This window comes from Streptomyces sp. NPDC087263 (assembly GCF_044744645.1).
GTDB lineage: Bacteria > Actinomycetota > Actinomycetes > Streptomycetales > Streptomycetaceae > Streptomyces.
In genome coordinates, this window is sequence record NZ_JBIUYT010000007.1 from 19,679 (window position 1) to 41,026 (window position 21,348).

The 21,348-nt window shown below is 70.6% G+C and carries 19 protein-coding genes; 8 read left to right on the plus strand and 11 right to left on the minus strand.

The annotated features are described in order from the left end of the window. Window positions 1–5: 5 nt before the first annotated feature. Genes ACIPC1_RS22795 through ACIPC1_RS22815 form a run of 5 tightly spaced genes read right to left on the minus strand, consistent with a single transcriptional unit; the run spans window position 6 to window position 5,286 of the window. Window positions 6–878, minus strand: coding sequence for a glycosyltransferase family 2 protein (locus ACIPC1_RS22795; RefSeq protein WP_402520563.1), 873 nt, complete (start codon window positions 876–878; stop codon window positions 6–8). A gap of 44 nt (window positions 879–922) precedes the next feature. Next, window positions 923–1,705 carry a CDP-alcohol phosphatidyltransferase family protein gene (locus tag ACIPC1_RS22800; RefSeq protein WP_402519642.1) on the minus strand — a complete coding sequence of 261 codons (783 nt, stop codon included), beginning with the start codon at window positions 1,703–1,705 and terminating at the stop codon, window positions 923–925. Continuing rightward, window positions 1,683–2,744, minus strand: coding sequence for an iron-containing alcohol dehydrogenase family protein (locus ACIPC1_RS22805; protein ID WP_384387784.1), 1,062 nt, complete (start codon window positions 2,742–2,744; stop codon window positions 1,683–1,685). Before ACIPC1_RS22805 ends, ACIPC1_RS22800 begins: the two co-directional genes overlap by 23 nt. Continuing rightward, the gene (locus ACIPC1_RS22810) at window positions 2,732–3,484 is read right to left on the minus strand and encodes a sugar phosphate nucleotidyltransferase (RefSeq protein ID WP_402519646.1); all 753 of its coding nucleotides are present in this window, start codon (window positions 3,482–3,484) and stop codon (window positions 2,732–2,734) included. The genes ACIPC1_RS22805 and ACIPC1_RS22810 overlap by 13 nt, the downstream gene beginning before the upstream one ends. Further along, window positions 3,481–5,286 (minus strand): DUF5941 domain-containing protein, encoded by a 1,806-nt coding sequence (locus ACIPC1_RS22815; protein WP_402520565.1) that lies wholly within the window; start codon window positions 5,284–5,286, stop codon window positions 3,481–3,483. Before ACIPC1_RS22815 ends, ACIPC1_RS22810 begins: the two co-directional genes overlap by 4 nt. A gap of 326 nt (window positions 5,287–5,612) precedes the next feature. Here ACIPC1_RS22815 and galE point away from each other — a divergent pair, with 326 nt between their 5' ends. The 3 genes from galE (at window position 5,613) to idi (ending at window position 8,656) form a co-directional block, all read left to right on the plus strand. Continuing rightward, window positions 5,613–6,593, plus strand: coding sequence for a UDP-glucose 4-epimerase GalE (gene galE, locus ACIPC1_RS22820; protein ID WP_402519649.1), 981 nt, complete (start codon window positions 5,613–5,615; stop codon window positions 6,591–6,593). Between the two features lie 160 nt (window positions 6,594–6,753). After that, window positions 6,754–7,692 (plus strand): cation diffusion facilitator family transporter, encoded by a 939-nt coding sequence (locus ACIPC1_RS22825; protein ID WP_402519652.1) that lies wholly within the window; start codon window positions 6,754–6,756, stop codon window positions 7,690–7,692. Between the two features lie 370 nt (window positions 7,693–8,062). Beyond that, a complete protein-coding gene (idi, locus tag ACIPC1_RS22830) occupies window positions 8,063–8,656 on the plus strand; it encodes an isopentenyl-diphosphate Delta-isomerase (protein ID WP_384387794.1) in 594 nt (197 codons plus the stop codon). A gap of 63 nt (window positions 8,657–8,719) precedes the next feature. Here idi and ACIPC1_RS22835 read toward each other — a convergent pair whose 3' ends face one another. Continuing rightward, window positions 8,720–9,241, minus strand: a complete 522-nt coding sequence (locus ACIPC1_RS22835) for an ATP-binding protein (RefSeq protein WP_402520567.1) — start codon at window positions 9,239–9,241, stop codon at window positions 8,720–8,722. A gap of 259 nt (window positions 9,242–9,500) precedes the next feature. Here ACIPC1_RS22835 and ACIPC1_RS22840 point away from each other — a divergent pair, with 259 nt between their 5' ends. Continuing rightward, window positions 9,501–10,256, plus strand: coding sequence for an enoyl-CoA hydratase/isomerase family protein (locus ACIPC1_RS22840; RefSeq protein WP_402519656.1), 756 nt, complete (start codon window positions 9,501–9,503; stop codon window positions 10,254–10,256). On the opposite strand, the gene ACIPC1_RS22845 is transcribed toward ACIPC1_RS22840, so the two are convergent. Together ACIPC1_RS22845 and ACIPC1_RS22850 are read right to left on the minus strand one after the other, a co-directional pair. Further along, window positions 10,243–10,878, minus strand: a complete 636-nt coding sequence (locus tag ACIPC1_RS22845; RefSeq protein WP_402519659.1) for a DJ-1/PfpI family protein — start codon at window positions 10,876–10,878, stop codon at window positions 10,243–10,245. The genes ACIPC1_RS22840 and ACIPC1_RS22845 overlap by 14 nt on opposite strands. 13 nt (window positions 10,879–10,891) lie before the next feature. After that, window positions 10,892–11,845, minus strand: a complete 954-nt coding sequence (locus ACIPC1_RS22850) for a GlxA family transcriptional regulator (protein WP_402519662.1) — start codon at window positions 11,843–11,845, stop codon at window positions 10,892–10,894. Between the two features lie 113 nt (window positions 11,846–11,958). Between ACIPC1_RS22850 and ACIPC1_RS22855 the strand changes: the two genes are divergently transcribed. From ACIPC1_RS22855 to ACIPC1_RS22865, 3 genes are all read left to right on the plus strand, one after another. Then, the gene (locus tag ACIPC1_RS22855; protein WP_402519666.1) at window positions 11,959–12,825 is read left to right on the plus strand and encodes a hypothetical protein; all 867 of its coding nucleotides are present in this window, start codon (window positions 11,959–11,961) and stop codon (window positions 12,823–12,825) included. 53 nt (window positions 12,826–12,878) lie between these two features. Further along, window positions 12,879–13,010, plus strand: a complete 132-nt coding sequence (locus ACIPC1_RS22860) for an LPFR motif small protein (RefSeq protein WP_383688820.1) — start codon at window positions 12,879–12,881, stop codon at window positions 13,008–13,010. 122 nt (window positions 13,011–13,132) lie between these two features. Beyond that, window positions 13,133–15,526: a Tex family protein gene (locus ACIPC1_RS22865; protein ID WP_402519669.1), complete on the plus strand. Its 2,394-nt coding sequence runs from the start codon at window positions 13,133–13,135 to the stop codon at window positions 15,524–15,526. A gap of 175 nt (window positions 15,527–15,701) precedes the next feature. Here ACIPC1_RS22865 and ACIPC1_RS22870 read toward each other — a convergent pair whose 3' ends face one another. Both ACIPC1_RS22870 and ACIPC1_RS22875 read right to left on the minus strand, forming a co-directional pair. Then, window positions 15,702–17,342, minus strand: a complete 1,641-nt coding sequence (locus tag ACIPC1_RS22870) for an ABC-F family ATP-binding cassette domain-containing protein (RefSeq protein WP_402519672.1) — start codon at window positions 17,340–17,342, stop codon at window positions 15,702–15,704. Between the two features lie 85 nt (window positions 17,343–17,427). Next, window positions 17,428–18,447 (minus strand): oxidoreductase, encoded by a 1,020-nt coding sequence (locus ACIPC1_RS22875; protein WP_402519675.1) that lies wholly within the window; start codon window positions 18,445–18,447, stop codon window positions 17,428–17,430. 66 nt (window positions 18,448–18,513) lie between these two features. Here ACIPC1_RS22875 and ACIPC1_RS22880 point away from each other — a divergent pair, with 66 nt between their 5' ends. Beyond that, entirely contained in the window at window positions 18,514–19,464 is a 951-nt protein-coding gene (locus ACIPC1_RS22880; protein WP_402519678.1) for an FAD-dependent oxidoreductase, read from the plus strand. Between the two features lie 154 nt (window positions 19,465–19,618). Here ACIPC1_RS22880 and ACIPC1_RS22885 read toward each other — a convergent pair whose 3' ends face one another. Beyond that, a complete protein-coding gene (locus ACIPC1_RS22885) occupies window positions 19,619–21,295 on the minus strand; it encodes a BCCT family transporter (RefSeq protein ID WP_402519680.1) in 1,677 nt (558 codons plus the stop codon). Between the last annotated feature and the right edge of the window lie 53 nt (window positions 21,296–21,348).

A 21,348-nucleotide genomic window follows, 5' to 3' on the forward strand; every position in this document is an offset into this window, starting at 1 on the left:
GCTTGTCAGATGACAGGAGGTCGGCCCAGTCGGGTCAGCCGCCACACCGTACGCCACTTCATGGGACGCCTGGGGCCGCACGGACTGGTCCAGCCTTCCCGGAATCCGCCGAACCAGGCCCGCAGCGCGGGCTTCGAGGGGCGGCGGGCCAGGGTCAGGAGCATCCACACGCCCAGGTAGACCGGGACGAGGGGGGCGGGGAGGTTGCGGCGCGCGAGCCAGACGCGGTTGCGGGCCACCATGCGGTGGTAGACCGCGTGCCGCGAGGGCTCGGTCGTGGGGTGGTTCAGCACCATGTCGGACCGGTAGTCGATCATCCAGCCCGCGTCGAGAGCCCGCCATGCCAGGTCGGTCTCCTCGTGTGCGTAGAAGAACTCGTCCGGGAGTTCGCCGACTTCGGAGAAGACCTTCGTACGGACGGCGTTGGCGCCGCCGAGGAAGGTGGTGACCCGGGAGTTGCGCATCGGGTCGGAGGCCCGCAGCCGCGGGACGTGGCGGCGCTGGGTCACGCCCGTCTTCGGGTCGGCGATGCGGAAGCTGATGATGCCGAGCCGCGGGTCGGCCGTGAAAGCCTGGCGGCACATCTCGGCGGTGTCGTGGCGGGCGAGGAGGCCGTCGTCGTCCAGGAAGAGGAGGACGTCGACCTCGCTGCCGCCGGGGCCGAACGCCTCTATGCCGACGTTTCGGCCGCCGGGTATCCCGAGGTTCTCGGGCAGTTCGACCGTGCGTATGCCGTCGGGGACGACGGGCAGGGGCGAGCCGTTGCCGACCACGACCACCTGGACCGCGTCGCCGTCCTGCTTGGCGACCGAGTCGAGGAGGGCCCGGAGTTCCTCGGGGCGGTTGCCCATGGTGATGATGACCGCGCCGACCTTCATCGCCGCGCCCGCCTCCACCGCCGCGTCCACCTCCATCGCCGCGCTCACTTCAGCCTGCTGGAGGCGAGGATGGACACCAGGTGCAGCAGGGTCTGCAGGATCGCGATGCCTGCCAGCAGTGCGATGCCGAGGCGGGTCCAGAAGAGGTCGCCGCCGATCAGGTCGAGGACCGCGACGAAGAGGATGAAGAGGCTGGCCTCGACGCCGCCCACCAGCCGGTGGAACTTCAGGGCCGCGGCCGCCCGGCGGGCCAGGGCGAGACCCGAGGAGCGCGGCGTGGATGCCTCGTCCTTGACCGCCGCCAGGCCGCTGCGGGCCCGCGCCACGTCGACCAGGTCCGTCTCGGCCTTGATCAGGATCGCGCCGAGCGCGGCCAGGGTGCCCACGAAGGCCCACAGCCACTCGGGGCTCTCGGAGCCGTCCCACAGGTCCGCGCCGCGCAGGCCGAAGCCCACGAGGAGGGCCGCCTCGGACAGGTAGTGGCCGATGCGGTCCAGGTAGACGCCGGTGATCGAGGTCTGCCTGCGCCAGCGGGCTATCTCGCCGTCGACGCAGTCAAGCAGCAGGTACAGCTGGATCAGGACCGCGCCGAGCAGCGCCCCGGTCAGACCCGGCACAAGTAGCACCGCACCCGCAAGGACACCGGCGACGACCATCAGATGGGTGAGCTGGTTGGGCGTGATCCTGGAGTTGACCAGGAACGGGTCCACCCGCAGCGAGATCTCTCGCATGTACAGGCGTCCCGCCCAGTGCTCGCCGCTGCGCCGGTCCTTCACCCCTTGGGGGTGAACGACGGGGCGGAGTTCAGCTACTGATGGCCTTGGCATAGTCGGCGTAGATGTCCTTGATCTGGTGGGTTTTCAGGTCTAGGTGTTCGAGGATCGTGTAGCGGCCGGGCCTGGTCTGCGGGGCGAACTCCACGACCTGGCAGAACTCGTCGACGGTGAAGCCGATCTCTTCCGGTGTCACCGGCAGCCCGTGCCGGTGGAGCACCTCGGCCATGTACGCCGACTCCTCGTGCGCCCCGCGCAGATACATCGCGAAGGCCGCGCCCAGGCCGCACTGCTCGCCGTGGCTCGCCGCACGCTTGGGGAAGAGGAGGTCGAAGGCGTGGTTGATCTCGTGGCAGGCGCCGGAGGAGGGGCGTGAGTCGCCCGACACCGACATGGCGACACCGCTGAGGACCAGGGCCTCGGCGAGCACCTGGAGGAAGCCGTTGTCGCCGATGCCGCCGGGGTGCCGCAGCACGGCCTCACCGGCCTGGCGCGCCATCGCGGCGGCGAGGCCGTCGATCCGCTCGCCGTTGACATGATTCGCCAGTTCCCAGTCCGCGATCGCGGAGATGTTGGAAACGGCGTCGCCGATACCGGCGCGCACGAAGCGCGCGGGGGCCTCCCGGATCACGTCGAGATCGATGACGACCGCGATGGGGTTCGGCACACCGTACGAGCCGCGCCCGGCGTCGTTGTCGAGTGTCGCGACCGGCGAGCACAGGCCGTCGTGCGCCAGGTTCGTGGGCACCGCGACCAGCGGGAGGCCGATGCGTGCCGCGGCGAACTTCGCGCAGTCGATGATCTTGCCGCCGCCCAGGCCCACGACCGCGTCGTAGTGCCCGGCCTTCATGGCCCCGGCCAGTTCGATCGCGTCGTCGAGTGTACCGCCGCCGACCTCGTACCAGGTGGCGCCGGGCAGATCCGGGGCGATCCGTTCGCGCAGCCTGGCCCCGGAACCGCCGCTCACCGCGACGGCCAGCTTCCCCGAGTGCGAGATCCGCTGGTCGGAGAGCACCCCCGCCAGGTCGTCCAGGGCACCCGGACGGATGTCGACGACGACTGGCGAGGGGATGAGCCTCGTCAGTACCGGCACGCGATCTCACGTCCCTTGGCAAGGTCCTCGTGGTTGTCGATCTCGACCCACGGGACGTCCCCGATCGGTGCGACGTCGATCTGGAAGCCGCGGTTCACGAGCTCCTGGTAGCCGTGCTCGTAGAACTGCTGCGGGTCGGTCTCCCACACCGTCTTCAGGGCGTCGGCCAGCTCGTCGGCGGCCGCACCCTCGATCAGGGTGACACCTATGTACTCGCCGGTGGCCTCGCTGGGCTCCATGAGCTTGGTGATCTTCCGGACGCCCTTGTCGGGGTCCACGACGACCTTCATCTCCTCGTCGGCGAGCTTCTTCACCGTGTCGACGGCGAGGATGATCTTCTTGCCCTCGCCGCGGGCGGCGAGCAGTGTCTTCTCGACGGAGACCGGGTGCACCGTGTCGCCGTTGGCGAGGATCACGCCGCCCCTGAGGGCGTCACGGCCGCACCACAGGGAGTAGGCGTTGTTCCACTCCTCGGCCTTGTCGTTGTCGATGAGGGTGAGCTTGAGGCCGTACTTCTCCTCAAGGGCCGCCTGACGCTCGTACACGGCTTCCTTGCGGTAGCCGACGATGATGCCGACCTCGGTCAGACCGATCTCCGCGAAGTTGCCGAGGGTGAGGTCCAGAACCGTGATGCTGTCCTCCACACCCGCCGGGCCCACCGGCACGAGAGCCTTGGGGAGGCTGTCGGTGTAGGGGCGCAGACGCCGGCCTGCGCCGGCCGCCAGCACGAGGCCGATCATGCGGGTTCTCCTTCATCGTGTACGGCGGGTGCGCCGCCCAAATGAGCGGTCACCCAGAAGCGGATGCTCTCGGTGAGCACCAGCAGGGCGACGGCCACGGCGAGAGCCGTGAGCGCGACCTTGAACTGCACGACGGTGAGCAGCCCGGCCAGAACGACGACCAGCAGCGTCCTGCCCTCGTGCCCGCCGATCGCCCGCACCAGCCAGTGCGGCGGCGCGCCGGCGTTGCCGCGAATGCGGTACACCGTGTCGTAGTGATGGTAGGCGACAGCGGCCACCAGGCCGAAAGCTGCGGGAAGTGCTCCGTTCACCTCCGCTTTGGCCGCAAGCACCAGAACGGTGCCGTATTCGGCCGCGCGGTAGATCGGCGGGACCAGCCAGTCGAGGGCGCCTTTGAGGGGGCGGGCGAGGGCCACGGGCGACAACAGTACGTAGATCACGGCACCCAGGACGGGCCACCCGCTGCCGTACGGGGCAAGCGCGGCGCCGAGCACGACGAGGGCTCCGGCGAGGAGCGCGACGTACGCCGGACCACGGCTCAGGGCCCCGCGCGTGAAGCGGGTCAGCAGCTCCGCGAGCGGGCCCGAGTCGGTGAGGTCGGCGAGGGCCTTGGCCGCGCGGTCGGTGCGTTGGGCCTTACGGGTGAGGGAGCGGAGCACGCGGCCCGCCGTGGTGTACGTCGCCGCGAAGGCGCAGCCGATGAGCAGCGCGTAGAAGGTGATGCGCGGTGTCGTCAGCGCGGTGAGGACGGCGATCATGGCCCAGCGTTCGCCGATGGGCAGGACGATCATGCGGCGCAGCCAGACCGTCCAGCCGACGCTGTCGAGCCGGTCCGAGAGGGCCGCGGTGGGGCTGGTGTTGGCGGTGGCGTCGTGATTCGCCTCGTTGAAGGAGAAGTCGACGACGTGACGGCAGGTCTGCAGCACCATCGCGCCGAGGGCGAGCGCCCATACGTCATCGCCGCCGCGAGCCGCTCCGAGGGCGAGGCCCGCGTAGTAGGCGTACTCCTTGGCACGGTCGAAGGTCGCGTCGAGCCAGGCGCCGAGGGTGGAGTACTGGAGGGAGTAGCGGGCGAGCTGTCCGTCCGTGCAGTCCAGGACGAAGGAGAAGAGGAGCAGCAGGCCGGCCGCGACGAAGCCGACGCGGGTGCCGGTGGCGGCGCAGCCGGCGGCTATCAGGGCGGTGAGCAGTGAGGCGGTCGTCACCTGGTTGGGGGTGAGGCCGCGGCGGGCGCACCAGCGGGCTATGTAGCGCGAGTACGGGCTGATGCAGTACGTCGTGAAGAAGCCGTCGCGGGCCTTGACGGCGCTGCGCAGTCGTACGGCCTCGTCGTCGACGGCGGAGACGGCCTGCCGTGCCTCGTTGCGTTCCTGCGGATCGGTCGGGACGGCGGCGACGAGCGTGCCGAGCTCGGGGCGGTGAACGTCCACGCCGTCGGCGTCGAGAGCCGTGGTGATGCGGTCGGCGAGGTTCTCCGTGGCTATGGCGAGGCCGCCCGCGGTGGAGCTCTCGCGGGCGACCGCCCCGGTCAGCGCCCGGCGGGCGGCGGGCTGCACCGAGACGGCGCCGGGCAGTGCGGCGACGGGGAAGCGGGGGTCCGTGAGGCCCAGGCGCAGCGCGTGCACGTGTCCGACGAAGCGGGCGTCGACGACGGCGACCCGTTGGTCGGCCGGCACGGCGGCCAGGAGTGTCCCGGCGTCACCGGCGTCGTGGGCGAGCCGCACGTCGAAGCCGAGCGACCGCAGATCGCCCTCGAGCGACGATCCGGGGACCGGCTGACCGGTGAGGATGGCGGTCGACAGCGAACTCACTCCCTGGGTGCCCGGCGCGGCCTGGCGCCGGGCGTGTACGTGACGTGGACGCCCAGAGGCTGGTCCGGGCGGCGTGTCGGCAGAGGCTATCGGATGAACAGAAGCGGCTGTTCACCGATCGTTCAGGCCCGATCAACCAGATCTGCCTAGTCGCCTCCGCCGCGATCATCATCAGGGATCCGGGGTCCGCGTCACAAACCGGGCCGCCATATCATCTGATTTCCGGCATCCTGTTACGGACCTTCGCGCGCCCCTCCGCACCGACCGGCACCGGCGCAGGGCCGCCGGACCGGAGCACCGGCATAGGGTTGGCGCCCATGACATGGCTGATCACAGGCGGAGCCGGATACATCGGTGCTCACGTGGCGCGGGCGATGGCCGGGGCCGGGGAGCGTGTCATCGCGCTCGACGACCTCTCGGCCGGCGTTGCGGACCGGCTCCCGGAGAACATCCCGCTCGTTCAGGGCTCGACGCTGGACGAGGACCTGGTGAAGAAGGTCCTCGCGGAGCACGCGGTGACGGGGGTGGTGCATCTCGCCGCACGCAAGCAGGTCGGCGAGTCCGTGGAGCGGCCTGCGTACTACTACCAGGAGAACGTGGGCGCTCTCGCGACGCTCCTGGAGGCGGTCGCCGAGGCGGGCGTGAAGCGCTTCCTCTTCTCTTCCTCGGCGGCCGTCTACGGCAACCCGGATGTGGATCTCATCACGGAGGACACTCCCTGCGCCCCGATGAGCCCGTACGGCGAGACCAAGCTCGCCGGGGAGTGGCTGGTCCGGGCGGCGGGCCGGGCGCACGGCATCGCGACCGTCTGCCTGCGCTACTTCAACGTGGCGGGCGCGGCCACACCCGAGCTGGCCGACACCGGCGTCTACAACGTCATCCCGATGGTCTTCGACCGCCTCACCCGCGGCGAGGCCCCGCGGATCTTCGGCGACGACTATCCGACGCCGGACGGCACCTGCGTACGCGACTACATCCATGTCGCCGACCTCGCCGAGGCCCATCTGACGGCCGCCCGGCGCCTCACCGAGGGATCGACCGGCGACCTGACGGTCAACATCGGCCGCGGGGAAGGCGTTTCGGTGCGCGAACTGATCACGCTCATCGCGGAAGTGAGCGGCGACACCGCATCCGCGGCCGTCGGGCCGCGCCGCCCCGGTGACGCGCCGCGTGCGGTCGCCTCGGCCGAGCGGGCCGCGCGGGAGCTGGGCTGGGCCGCGCGGCGCGGGACACGCGAGATGGTGGAGTCGGCGTGGCAGGGGTGGCAGGCGCAGCGTTCCCGGACACCGGCCCAGTGATCTTGCCGACGCTCTGACCTGCGTATCGTTTCCGCAGGTCAGAGCATATGACAACGGTGTTCAGTGCCGCGTTGCCGGATGCCACCTGCCCGTAGTTCACTGTGATTCCGGGCAGCGGGATTCGCTGCGCTTCAGGGCAGCGAAAAGGGAGGCGGCTTCCATGGGAGCTGGGCACGATCACGGGCACGCGCATGCCGCTCCCACCACGGGTACGGCGGCAGCGGCGTACCGCGGAAGGCTGCGCATCGCGCTGTCGATCACGCTCACCGTCATGGTCGTCGAGATCGTGGGCGGTCTGCTCGCCGATTCGCTCGCGCTGATCGCGGACTCGGCCCACATGGCGACGGACGCGCTGGGCCTCGGCATGGCCCTGCTCGCCATCCACTTCGCCAACCTCCCGCCCACCGGGAACCGCACCTTCGGGTACGCGCGGGCCGAGATCCTCGCCGCCCTCGCGAACTGCCTGCTGCTGCTCGGCGTCGGCGGCTACGTCCTGTACGAGGCGATCCAGCGCTTCATGACGCCCGCCGACACCTCGGGCGGTCTGACCATCGTGTTCGGTCTGATCGGTCTGGTCGCGAACATGATCTCGCTCACGCTGCTGATGCGCGGGCAGAAGGACAGCCTGAACGTGCGCGGCGCGTTCCTGGAGGTGGCGGCGGACGCCCTGGGTTCGGTGGCGGTGCTGATCTCCGCCGTCGTCATCATGACCTCGGGCTGGCAGGCCGCCGACCCGATCGCCTCCATCGCCATCAGCCTCATGATCGTCCCGCGTACCTGGAAGCTGCTCCAGGAGACGCTCAACGTGCTCCTGGAGGCGGCTCCCAAGGACGTCGACATGGCGGAGGTGCGCGCGCACCTCCTGGCGCTGCCCGGCGTGGAGGACATCCACGACCTGCACGCCTGGACCATCACGTCCGGTATGCCGGTGCTCTCCGTCCACGTGGTCGTCAGCTCGGACGTCCTGAACGCCATCGGCCACGAGAAGATGCTCCACGAACTTCAGGTCTGCCTCGGCGACCACTTCGACGTCGAACACTGCACCTTCCAGCTGGAGCCGAGCGGACACGCGGAGCACGAGGCGAAGCTGTGCCACTGACCCGTCACCTTTCGGCGTCACTGCCCCGTCACCTTTCGGCGTCGCCGACCCGTCACCGTACGACCGTGGTGAGCCGGACCGGCCGCCGTACGGGTGGTACACGCGGTACGCCGTCCGCCCGCTTCGGCGTAACGCATCCGGCCCGGATTCGGCGTGCCGTCCGAACACCTGACGACACCCGCCCCGGACGGTTCCTGGTCCGTGACACCGGGCACGATCTGGTATCCGGCGCTTTCGGTGCGTGACATACGTCGGCCCGCGCATCCGGTTCCGGGCTACCGGAGCGGGACATGCGGGGAGCCGCGAAGTGCCGGGAGTGCCGGTTTCGTACGGCAGACTTGAGGCTTGAAAACCGATGCGAAGGATGGGTATGCCGATCACACCTGCCACCGCGACGCACAGTTCGTCGAACGGCACCGTTGAAGCGATCCTGCTGGAACTGGTCGACGAGGACGGCAACACGATCGGTACGGCGGAGAAGCTCGCCGCCCACCAGGCGCCGGGCCAGTTGCACCGGGCGTTCTCGGTGTTCCTCTTCGACGAGCGCGGGCGGATGCTGCTCCAGCAGCGTGCCCTCGGCAAGTACCACTCCCCCGGCGTCTGGTCCAACACCTGCTGCGGCCACCCCTACCCCGGCGAGGCGCCCTTCGCGGCGGCCGCCCGGCGGACGTACGAGGAGCTGGGCGTCTCCCCGTCGCTACTCGCCGAGGCCGGCACGGTCCGGTACAACCACCCGGACCCGGACTCGGGCCTGGTGGAGCAGGAGTACAACCACCTCTTCGTCGGAATGGTGCAGTCGCCGCTGCGCCCCGACCCGGAAGAGGTCGAGGCGACGGCATTCGTGAGCGCCGCCGAGCTGGCGGAGCGCCACGCCAAGGAGACCTTCTCCTCGTGGTTCATGACGGTCCTGGACGCGGCGCGTCCGGCGGTCAGGGAGCTGACAGGCCCGTCCGCCGACTGGTGAACGGAGCACCCAGGGCCTGCCCGACCATTCCCGGCGTCGCCCGCGCGGGGCAGACGGGAATGGTCAGACAGGCCCTGGCTGGACCATGCTCGGAGTGAGCGGCAGGGCGGCCCAGATCACCTTGCCGCCGCTCGACGTGTGCTCGACGTCGCACACCCCGCCCGACTCCCGGGTGACCTCCCGCACGAGCAGCAGACCACGTCCACCGGTCTGCCCGTGGTCGGCCTCCAGCGCGGTCGGGCGGTAGGGGTGGTTGTCCTCCACGGAGACCCGCACCCACTCGGCGCCGACGGCGACCTCCACGGCCAGCACCGGCGAGAGGAGCGCCGCGTGCCGGACCGCGTTGGTGACCAGTTCGGAGACGATCAGCAGGAGCCCCTGGACGAGTTCGTCCGAGACGGGCACCCCTTGGCGGACCAGCAGATCCCGCACGGCATGCCGCGCCTGCGGAACCGAGGCGTCGACAGCCGGGGCGGTGAACCGCCACACCCCCTCGTACGGAAGCGGGCCCGGAGGTCTTTCGTGGGGAGGCATCTCCCCGCCGTCCCCGGGGCTCGGGTCGGACCCCCGCCCGGGGTTGTCCATCGTCCGGTCGCCGCCCTTGCGCTCGATTGTCACCACGCAATCAGTGTTGATAGAGGGCAGGTCCGTACCGGATAACTGAACAGAAGTCAGCGACTATCGACGGCTTCTGATCGTCGGCGTATGACACGGTCAGTTGAAGGACTGTTCCTGTCCCTGTTGTGCCAACTTCGGGATCTGTTCAGGTTGTACGGGTTTGACACCGGGCTCGTCCGATTCGTTCCGCAGGGTGCGGTGACCCGGGGTGGATAGCATCCGGTTCATGGAGCCGCAGCTGCAGCACAGCGTCACCGACGGGGTCGCCACCGTTGTCATTCACCACCCGGCCAAGCGCAACGCCATGACGGCCGGCATGTGGCGGGCGGTGCCGTCTCTGCTCGACGAGTTGACCCATGACGCCGATGTGCACGCGCTGGTGCTCACCGGTGAGGGTGACACGTTCTGTGCCGGGGCCGACATCTCGACGCTGCGGAGCTCGCCGGACGAGGCACAGGGCCTGGCCGTGCTCGCCGAGGAAGCGCTCGCGGCGTTCCCGAAGCCGACGCTCGCGGCGGTCCGCGGGTACTGCGTGGGCGGCGGGTCCCAGCTCGCGGCGGCCTGCGATCTGCGGTTCGCGGAGGAAGGGGCGCGGTTCGGGGTGACTCCGGCGAAGCTCGGGATCGTCTATCCGTCGTCCTCCACCAGGCGGTTGGTGTCGCTGGTGGGTCCGGCGACTGCCAAGTACCTGCTGTTCTCGGGCGAGTTGATCGACTCGGAGCGGGCCCTGCGCACGGGTCTCGTGGACGAGGTGCTGCCCGGGGGCGAACTCGACAAGCGCGTCGACGAGTTCACTCGTCTGCTGACCACCCGGTCACTGCTGACGCAGGCGGCGGCCAAGGAGTTCGCCAACGGGCACCTGGACCGGGACGCGTACTGGACGGAGCGGGCGCGGGGCAGCGGCGACACCGCGGAGGGGGTCGCCGCGTTCCTTGAGCGCCGGGCACCGCACTTCTCGTGGATCTTGCCTACGTCAGGGTGAAGCGGCTCCCGGAGCGGAGCTTCTCGACCAGGTCCGCGGGCGCCTTCTGCGGGGACCCGGCGTCGTAGGGCGGCTGCGGGTCGTACTCCGTCGCGAGCTGTACGGCCCTGGCGTGGTCGTCACCGGCGATCCGGCCGACCAAGGTGAGGGCCATGTCGATTCCGGCGGAGACACCGGCTGCGGTGACGTACTTGCCGTCGAGGACGACCCGCTCACCGGTGGGCTCGGCGCCGAAGCGCGCGAGCTGGTCGAGGGCCAGCCAATGCGAACTCGCGCGGCGGCCGTCGAGCAGTCCGGCGGCGGCGAGCAGCAGGGAGCCGGTGCACACGGACGTCGTCCAGGTGCTGGTCGCGTCGGCGGTGCGCAGCCAGTCCCGGAGGGGCTCGTCGTCCATCTGCTCCTGCTGGCCCGGGCCGCCGGGGACGACCACGATGTCGGGGCGGGGCACCTCGGCGAGGGTTCTGTCCGCGGTGATCGCGAGGAATCCGGTGTCGGCGCGAACGGGGCCGGTCCGCTCGGCGACGAAGACGGTCTGCGCGTCCGGCAGGCGGCTGAGGATCTCGTACGGGCCGACGGCGTCGAGGGCGGTGAAGCGGTCGAAGAGCACGATGGCGATCTGCATGGAGGTGTTCCCTTCAGAGGGTGGTCGCCGGGCGGAAGCGGCGGCGGTACTCGGCCGGTGCCGCGCCGAGGGTTCTGACGAAGGCGCGGCGCATCGCCTCCGGAGTGCCGTAGCCGCAGGTGCGGGAGATCTCCTCGATGCCGTCGCTGGTCTCCTCCAGGAGGCGCCGGGCGTGTTCGAGGCGGACCCGTTCGACATACCGGCCGGGTGTCACGCCGGTCTCGGCCTGGAAGGCGCGGGCGAAGTGGCGGGGCGAGAGCCGGGCGCGAGCGGCGAGGGAGTCGACGCTCAGGTCCGCGCCGGGCTGCTCGGAGATCCACTGCTGGACCTCGCGCAGGGGTTCGCGCTGGGCTGTCTGGGCGGCCAACTGGGCGCTGAACTGGGCCTGGTTGCCCGGGCGCCGGAGGAAGACGACCAGCTGACGCGCGACGGTGAGCGCGACCTCGCGGCCGAGGTCCTCCTCGACGAGCGCCAGGGCCAGATCGATACCGGAGGTGACACCCGCCGAGGTGGAGACATTGCCGTCGCGTACGTAGATGGGGTCCGGGTCGACCTCGATCGCCGGGTGGTCGCGGGCGAGCTTGTCGCAGTACGCCCAGTGGGTCGTCGCGCGCCGGCCGTCCAGGAGGCCCGCCCGCGCGAGCAGTACGGCACCGGTGCAGACCGAGACCAGACGCTCGGCGCGCGGCCCGTGCTCGCGCAACCAGTCGGTCAGGCGGGGGTCGGGGTGCCGACTGCCCGCGCCGCCGGGGACGAGCAGGGTGTGCGGGGCGGGCGCGTCGGCGAGTGCGTGGTCCGGGACCAGGGTGAGGCTGCTGGAGGTCCGTACCGGGGCGCCGTCCAGGGAGGCGGTGCGGATGCGGTACGAGCCGGCCCGGCGGGTCTCGGCTCCCGCGAAGACCTCCACGGGGCCCGTGACGTCGAGGCTCTGCACGTCGTCGAAGAGGACGACCAGGACGGTTCGCATGTCCTAGATTGTTGGCGTGCGGGGTGATGTCCGCAATGACGAACAGCCCACCTTTCCTGCCATCCGCGATCCCACCATTCCCGCCGTACCAACCAGTCGGTAATGTGCCGGGTATGACCACTCCCCTGCCGGAACGCGCCGGGCGGCGCTGCCACAACGTCCTCAATTCGATTGCGGCGACGCTGTACTTCTCGCCCGACCTGGGCCGGGAACTGGACTCGCTCGGGATCAAGGACAGCGACGGCGCGTACTTCGCGACGCGGGCGGCGGCCATGGGCGCGGTGGGCCCGGGCACGGTGACGGCGACGTTCTACAACTTCAGCCACGCGCTGGTGGCATCGCATGTGCCGGCGGTGTGGCGGGCGGCCTCTCCCGAGACCGTGCTCGCGGCACGCGAGCGTGCCATCGACACGACGCTGCGCCGGCTGCTCGGCGACGAGGGTGTCGCGTCCAAGGAGCTGGCCGAGGCGGCGGAGCTCGGGCTGCGGGCGGCCGAGGCCTGCACCAGGAGTGCCCGCCCGCTGTACGCCGCCCACGCGGACCTGCCCGTCCCCGACGCGCCGCACCTCGCCCTCTACCACGCGGCCACACTGCTGCGTGAGCACCGCGGCGACGGCCACCTCGCGGCACTGCTCGAAGCCGAACTCGGCCCGGTCGAGGCCCTGGTGAGCCACACCGCGACCGGCAGGGGCATGACCCCGAAGTGGGTGCTGGGCACGCGCGGCTGGTCGCGCACGGACTGGGACGCGGCGGTCCTACGGCTGCGGGAGCGTGGGCTGCTCGACGCCGAGGGCGAGCTGACCGAGCCGGGAGAGGCCCTCCGCAAGGAGATCGAGGCGCGGACGGACCGGCTGGACCGTGCGCCGTACGAGCATCTGGGCGCCGCGGGCGTGGAACGGCTCACGGAGCTGGCGAAGAAGCCGCTGCTGACGGCATTCGCCGCCGGTGCGTTCCCGGAAGGCATGATCGGCAAGGGATGAGGTACCCGTACGTCTCCTGGCTGCACCGGTCGGGAGACGAAAGGGGAGACATAATGTTCCGCGCGATCGCAGACGTCCTGCGGCAGATCGGCTCGGCCATCGCCACGGTCGTCACGCTGCCGTTCCGTGCACTGGCACGGCTGTTCGGGGGCGCGTCCCACTCCGGGCGGACCCGCAGGACCTGAGGATCCCGTTCGGGGGTTGGTCTCGGGCCCCGATCCCGGTTCCGGTGCCGCCCTGATCCACCGTTGTCGGTGTCACCTGCCACAATTGCCGCGCAACCCAGTGGAGAAGGCGGTACGGGATCGTGACGACACCCCTCGTAGGGTCCATCGAAGGCAGGATCGCCGAGGAGCTCGGCGTACGGGAGCGGCAGGTCAAGGCCGCCGTCGACTTGCTCGACGGCGGATCGACGGTGCCCTTCATCGCCCGCTACCGCAAGGAAGCGACCGAGATGCTCGACGATGCGCAGTTGCGCACCCTCGAGGAGCGGCTGCGCTATCTGCGGGAGCTGGAGGAGCGGCGCACCGCGATCCTCGAATCGGTCCGCGAGCAGGACAAGCTCACCGCGGAGATCGAGGCACAGATCCGGGGCGCCGAGACGAAGGCGCGTCTTGAGGACATCTACCTGCCGTTCAAGCCGAAGCGCCGCACGAAGGCGCAGATCGCGCGTGAGGCGGGCCTGGAGCCGCTGGCCGAGGGGCTGCTCAGCGACGCGTCGGTCGATCCCCTCGCCGCCGCGGCGCCCTTCGTCGACGCCGACAAGGGCGTCGCCGATCCGCAGGCCGCCCTGGACGGCGCCCGGTCGATCCTCACCGAGCGGTTCTCCGAGGACGCCGACCTGGTCGGCGAGCTGCGCGAGCGCATGTGGGTGCGCGGACGGCTCATCGCCAAGGTGCGGGACGGCAAGGAGGAGGCCGGCGCGAAGTTCGCCGACTACTTCGACTTCGCCGAGCCCTTCAAGGCGCTGCCCTCGCACCGCGTCCTCGCCATGCTGCGCGGCGAGAAGGAGGACGTCCTCGACCTCGTCCTGGAGCCCGAGGAGCCGTCCGAGCAGCCCGGTCCTTCCTCGTACGAGGGGATCGTCGCCCACCGTTTCCAGATCGCCGACCGCGGCCGCCCCGCCGACAAGTGGCTCACGGACACCGTCCGTTGGGCCTGGCGGACCCGCCTTCTCGTGCACCTCGGCATCGACCTCCGGCTGCGGCTGCGGACGGCCGCGGAGGACGAGGCGGTCAACGTGTTCGCGTCGAACCTGCGGGACCTGCTGCTGGCCGCCCCGGCGGGCACGCGCGCGACGCTGGGTCTCGACCCCGGATTCCGTACCGGGGTGAAGGTCGCCGTGGTCGACGCGACCGGCAAGGTCGTCGCCACGGATGTCATCCACCCGCACGTCCCGGCCAACAAATGGGACGAGGCCATCGCCAAGATCGCGCGGCTCGCCAAGGAGCACGCGGTCGAGCTGATCGCGATCGGCAACGGCACGGCGTCCCGCGAGACGGACAAGCTCGCCGGTGAACTCATCACCAAGCACCCGGAGTTGAACCTCACCAAGGTGATGGTCTCCGAGGCCGGGGCGTCGGTGTACTCGGCGTCCGCGTTCGCCTCGCAGGAGCTGCCCGACATGGACGTGACGCTGCGCGGCGCCGTGTCCATCGCGCGCCGGCTCCAGGACCCGCTGGCCGAGCTGGTGAAGATCGACCCGAAGTCCATCGGGGTCGGGCAGTACCAGCACGACCTGTCCGAGGTGAAGCTGTCCCGGTCGCTGGACACGGTGGTCGAGGACTGTGTGAACGGCGTGGGTGTGGACGTGAACACCGCGTCGGCGCCGCTGCTCTCCCGTGTCTCCGGCATCACCTCCGGGCTCGCCGAGAACATCGTGTCCCACCGCGACGCGAACGGGCCCTTCCGGTCCCGTACCGCCCTCAAGAAGGTGGCCCGGCTCGGCCCCAAGGCGTACGAGCAGTGCGCGGGCTTCCTGCGGATCCGGGGCGGGGACGATCCGCTGGACGCGTCCAGCGTGCACCCCGAGGCCTACCCGGTGGTGCGGCGCATGGTGAAGACGGCGGGCAACGAAGTCGCTTCGCTGATCGGCAACACCGGTGTGCTGCGCTCGCTCAAGCCGGTCGACTTCGTGGACGAGACGTTCGGTCTGCCGACCGTGACCGACATCCTGAAGGAGCTGGAGAAGCCCGGGCGTGACCCCCGGCCCGCGTTCAAGACGGCCACCTTCAAGGACGGTGTCGAGAAGCTCTCCGACCTGGTGTCCGGGATGGTGCTCGAAGGGGTCGTCACGAATGTCGCCGCCTTCGGGGCGTTCGTGGATGTGGGTGTCCACCAGGACGGGCTTGTGCATGTGTCCGCGATGTCCAAGACCTTCGTCAAGGACCCTCGGGATGTGGTGAAGCCCGGGGACATCGTCAAGGTGAAGGTGCTTGAGGTCGACATTCCGCGGAAGCGGGTTTCGCTGTCGCTCCGCTTGGATGACGAGGCGGTGCCCCAAGGGGAGCAGCAGGGGGGCGGGAGGCCCCAGCGTGGGGGGCGTCCGCCTCAGCAGCGGCAGCAGCGTGAGCAGCAGCCGCGTCAGGGGCGGGCCGGTCAGGGTGGCGGGGCGCGGCCGGCGGCGGCGCCTGCCAACAGTGCGATGGCGGATGCGTTGCGGCGGGCCGGGTTGACGGATCCCAAGCGGGGGCGGGCCTGACCTTGTGGCGTCCGGTGCCGGGTCCCCTACCGACAGGGAACCCGGCACCGGGGCTGTGCTTGGGAGTTCTCGCCCCTTCCGCCCCTACCCGCCCCTTGTCCCTGGAGGCTCCGCCCCCCCAGACCCCCGTATCGCGCTGAACGCGCTCGTCCTCAAACGCCGGACGGGCTGACAGCTACCGCTCCGTCACCTTGCCCCCCGCCACCTCCAACCGTCGCGTCGTATGGACCGCGTCCAGCATCCGGCGGTCGTGCGTGACCAGGAGCAGCGTGCCTTCGTAGGAGTCGAGGGCCGACTCCAGTTGCTCGATCGCGGGGAGGTCGAGGTGGTTCGTCGGCTCGTCCAGGACCAGGAGGTTGACGCCTCGGCCCTGGAGGAGGGCCAGGGCGGAGCGGGTGCGTTCGCCCGGGGAGAGGGTGGCCGCGGGGCGCAGCACATGGTGGGACTTGAGGCCGAACTTGGCGAGGAGGGTGCGGACTTCGGCGGGCTCGGTGTCGGGGACGGCCGCGCAGAACGCGTCGAGCAGGGACTCGCCGCCGAGGAAGAGCTTGCGGGCCTGGTCGACCTCGCCGACGACGACCCCGGGGCCGAGGGCGGCCTGGCCGGTGTCCAGCGGGACGCGGCCGAGCAGGGCGCCCAGGAGCGTCGACTTGCCCGCGCCGTTCGCGCCGGTGACCGCGACGCGGTCCGCCCAGTCGATCTGCAGCGTCGCCGGACCGAAGGTGAAGTCACCACGGCGCACCTGAGCGTCACGCATCGTGGCGACGACCGCGCCGGACCGCGGGGCCGACGCGATCTCCATCCGCAGTTCCCATTCCTTGCGCGGCTCGTCGACGACATCGAGCCGTTCGATCATGCGCTGGGTCTGCCGGGCCTTCGAGGCCTGCTTCTCGCTGGCCTCGCTGCGGAACTTGCGGCCGATCTTGTCGTTGTCGTTGGCCGCCTTGCGCCGGGCGTTCTTCACGCCCTTGTCCATCCAGCCGCGCTGCATCTGGGCGCGCCCCTCCAGCGCCGACCGCTTGTCGGCGTACTCGTCGAAGTCCTCGCGGGCGTGCCGGCGCGCGGTGTCGCGCTCCTCCAGGTAGGCCTCGTAGCCGCCGCCGTACAGCGTGATCTCCTGTTGCACCAGGTCGAGTTCGAGCACCTTGGTGACCGTGCGGGTCAGGAACTCGCGGTCGTGGCTGACGACGACGGTGCCCGCGCGCAGGCCGCTCACGAAGCGCTCAAGCCTCTCCAGGCCGTCCAGGTCCAGGTCGTTCGTCGGCTCGTCGAGGAGGAACACGTCGTAGCGGGAGAGCAGGAGGGAGGCGAGTCCGGCGCGGGCCGCCTGGCCACCGGACAGGGAGGTCATCAGCTGGTCGAGGCCGACGCCGAGCCCGAGGGAGTCGGTGACCTCCTCGGCGCGCTCGTCGAGGTCGGCGCCGCCGAGGTCGAGCCAGCGCTCCAGGCTGGTGGAGTACGCGTCGTCCGCACCGGGCGCGCCGTCGACGAGCGCCTGGGTGGCCTCGTCCATCACGCGCTGGGCCTCGGCCACGCCCGTGCGGCGCGCGAGGAAGTCCCGTACGGACTCGCCCTCCCGGCGCTCCGGTTCCTGCGGCAGATGTCCGACGGTCGCGGACGGCGGGGAAAGCCGCAGCTCGCCCTGTTCCGGCGCGAGAAGCCCGGCGAGCAGGCGGAGCAGGGTGGACTTGCCCGCGCCGTTGGCACCGACCAGCCCGATCACGTCGCCGGGCGCGACGACAAGGTCGAGCCCGGCGAAGAGGGAGCGGTCGCCGTGTCCGGCGGCGAGATTCTTGGCGACGAGGGTGGCAGTCATCAGATGGCCGATCCTAACGGCCCGGCCGCCGTCCCACCGCCCCGGTTTCGGTGGGCCGTCGCCCCCGGTTTCCAGTGGGCCATCGTCAGTGGACCATCGCCTCCACCAGCACACTCCCCGACGTACGCGCGACGATGAAGGACTCCCCCCGCACGGCCTTGGCGTCCAGCGCGAGCCGGTGCCGGCCCGCCTCCAGGACGCCGTCGAAGACCTCCTGCGCGTGGGTGCGGTACAGGCGGTCGAGGCGGTACGCCGTCAGCTGGACGCGGCAGGTCGAGGTGACCTCGATGCCCGCCTCGCCGTCGGCCGCGACCAGCCGCGTCAGCCGGCGCAGCTCAGGCGGGCTGCGGTCCAGGGCGTGTTCCATCTGGGCCACGAGGAGCGGAATGATCGGGGCGAGGCCTTCGACGTACGCCACCTCGACGCTCGCGCGTTCGAAGGAGCGGCGTACGGCGGCACGTTCCTCCTCGCCGACGGCCCGGCCGAAGGCCACCGCGCCATAGTTGCGGAGTTCGTCGGGCAGGACGTCCGTGGCGTCCCGGGTGATGTCGGCGCCGATGCCGATGGTGCGCAGGGCGGCGGCGAGCTTGGCGAGGACGGCGACGCGGGCGCCGATGAGGAGGACCCGGCGGCGAGGTCCGGAGTCTCCGTCCAGGAGGGAGTTCAGGGCGCTGCGGTACTCGGCGCCGTGGAAGCGGAACGGGCCTATCCCGTGGTAGCCGTTGAGCTCCAGGTCGGGCCGCTCGTCGGTCTGCCAGGCGAAGTCGCGCCACACATAGTCGTCGCCGGCCTTCTCGATGACGGCCGTGACGGCGCCGCATTCGAGGCCCTCGCATTCTGGGCAGCCGTAGATGACGTACCGGCCGCCCACGAGCGGAGCGTCGGCCTCCAGCAGGAGGCTGCGCACCTGGGCGGTGAAGATCGCGGGTGGTACGTCGGAGGCGAGCGGTGAGACGGCGTCGAGGTCGGAGAGCTGGAATAGCAGCGGGCGGCCGTCGACGATGAAGTCGACGAAATCCCGGTGCACTTGGTAGTCACCGTTGGCGAGGACTCCACCGGCACGCATCGCCGGTGCCAGGCCAAAGGTCGCATACTCGGCAGACATGCTGTGAGTATCCCCAGAGTGGGAGTGATCTGAGCACGGCATGACATATTCCGCTACCGTCGCCGCGTGAAGACCGAGCGAGGCGACGAGGTGATCGTGGTCGGCAGCGGCGTCATCGGGCTGACGACGGCCGTTGTCCTGGCCGAGAGCGGCAGACGCGTACGGGTGTGGACGCGGGAGGCCGCCGAGCGGACCACCTCGGCGGTTGCGGGCGCGCTGTGGTGGCCGTACCGCATCGAACCGGAGGCACTGGCCCGCGACTGGGCCCTCCAATCACTCTCCGTGTACGAGGAGTTGGCGGCGCGGCCCGAGGAGTCGGGCGTACGCACGGTCGAGGGCGTAATGGGCGAGTCCCGGCTGGACGAGGCCACGTGGGTGGCCGCCCGGCTACCGGGACTGCGCACGGCGACGGCCGAGGAATATGCGGGAACAGGTATGTGGGCCCGGCTGCCGCTGCTGGACATGCCGGTGCATCTGCGGTGGCTGCGCGAACGGTTCCTGCGGGCCGGCGGGGTGTTCGAGGTGCGCCCGGTGACCGACCTCGCGGAGGCGGCGGCACCGGTCGTCGTCAACTGCACGGGGCTCGGCGCCCGCGAACTCGTACCGGATCCGGCCGTACGGCCCGTGCGCGGGCAGCTCGTGATCGTGGAGAACCCCGGCGTCACCACCTGGCTGGTGTCGACCGACGCGGACGCCGGGACGACGACGTACCTCTTCCCGCAGCCCGATCGGCTGATCCTCGGCGGCACGACCGACGAGGACGACTGGTCGCTGACGCCCGACCCGGCCGCGGCCACCGAGATCGTCGAGCGGTGTGCGGCACTGCGCCCCGAGATCGCCGGGGCGCGGGTGCTCGGCCACCGGGTGGGTCTGCGGCCGGTGCGCGGTGCGGTCCGTCTGGAGCGTGAACCGCTGCCGGACGGGCGGGTGTTGGTGCACAACTACGGTCACGGCGGTGCGGGTGTCACGGTGGCGTGGGGATGCGCGCGGGAGGCGGCGGCGCTCGCCTCCCGCTGACGGTCGTCCGTTCCCGCACACGGTCACCGCGGGCGGGCCGAACCAGGTCCCCGGCCCCCGGACGGTCGCCCGCGGGCGGGCCGGATCAAATGCCCAGCCCACGGACCGTCGCCCACGGACGGGCCGTAGAAAGTCCCCGGCCCACGGCCGGTCGTCACCCGTGGTCGTGCCCGAGCGGGTCTCCCTCCGTGTCCGTACCGGGCCCTGGGCCGATGGTGATCTCGAACTCGCCGTCGTACTGCTTGTGCCCCTCGATCACGGCGAGTTCGACGGCCTCGGAGGCCATCTCCCCCCGCACGATGAGCGGGTCCTTGCGCAGGTCGCGCAGGAGCGCGACACACATGCCGATCATGACGATGACGAAGGGCGCGGCGGCGAGGATCGTGAGGTTCTGCAGGCCGGTGAGGGCGTCGCCCTGGCCGCTGCCGACGAGCAGCATGATGGCGGCGACCGCGCCGGTCAGGACACCCCAGAACACGACGACGAACCGGCCCGGTTCGAGCGCGCCCTTCTGGGAGAGCGCGCCCATCACGATGGACGCCGCGTCCGCTCCCGAGACGAAGAAGATGCCGACCAGGATCATCACGAGCAGGCTGGTGGCGGTGGCGATGGGGAACTCGGCCAGCACACCGAAGAGTTGACCCTCGGGTGTCGACTCGCCCCCGAGGTGCCCGGTCTCCTTCAGCTTCATCGCCGTACCGCCGAAGATCGCGAACCAGACCAGGCTGACACTGCTGGGGACGAGGATCACGCCGCCGACGAACTGGCGGATGGTGCGGCCGCGGCTGATGCGGGCGATGAACATGCCGACGAACGGCGTCCAGGAGATCCACCACGCCCAGTAGAAGACGGTCCAGCTGCCCAGCCAGGCCGCGACGCCCTCGCCACCGCTGGCCTCGGTGCGGCCGGCGAGCTGGGGCAGGTCACCGAGGTAGGCGAAGATCGAGGTGGGCAGCAGGTCGAGGACGATGATGGTCGGTCCCGCAATGAACACGAAGACGGCGAGGATCAGCGCGAGGACCATGTTGATGTTGGACAGCCACTGGATGCCCTTGTCGACGCCGGAGATCGCCGAGGCCACGAACGCCACCGTCAGCACGGCGATGATCGTCACGAGCAGGCCGTTGCTCACCTTGTCCATCCAGTCCAGCTCCTTGAACCCGGAGCCGATCTGGAGCGCGCCCAGGCCCAGTGAGGCGGCGGAGCCGAAGACGGTGGCGACGATCGCGAGGATGTCGATCACCCGGCCCCAGGCGCCGTTCGCGTGCCGCTCGCCGATGAGCGGTGTGAAGACCGCGCTGATCGTCTGGCGCCGGCGCTTGCGGAAGGTGCTGTAGGCGATGCCGAGGCCGACCACCGCGTAGATCGCCCAGGGGTGCAGCGTCCAGTGGAAGAGGGTCGTGGCCATCGCCGTCTCCATGCGTTCACCGGAGTCGGCGGGGGTGGTGCCCGGCGGGGGCGTGATGTAGTGCGCCAGCGGCTCGCTCACGCCGTAGAACATCAGGCCGATTCCCATTCCGGCGCTGAACATCATCGCGACCCAGGACACCGTGTGGAACTCGGGCTCCTCGCCCTCGGCTCCCAGGTGGATCTTGCCGTAGCGGCTGACCGCCAGCCAGAGCGCGAAGACCACGAAGCAGGAGGCGGCCAGCATGAAGGCCCAACCGCCGTTGTGGATCAGGCCGTTGAGCATCGTGGTGGAAGCGCTCTCCAGGGAGTCGGTCGCGACTGAACCCCAGATCACGAAGGCCACGGTGAGCACGGCGGTGACGCCGAACACCACGCGATCGGTTCGCCCGCCGTGAGCCGTCTCTTCTTCTTGCCCCGTCATGGGCGGCACCTTTCGCGCGAGGGCGTATGGGAGTTTTTGCCCCCATACGCCCT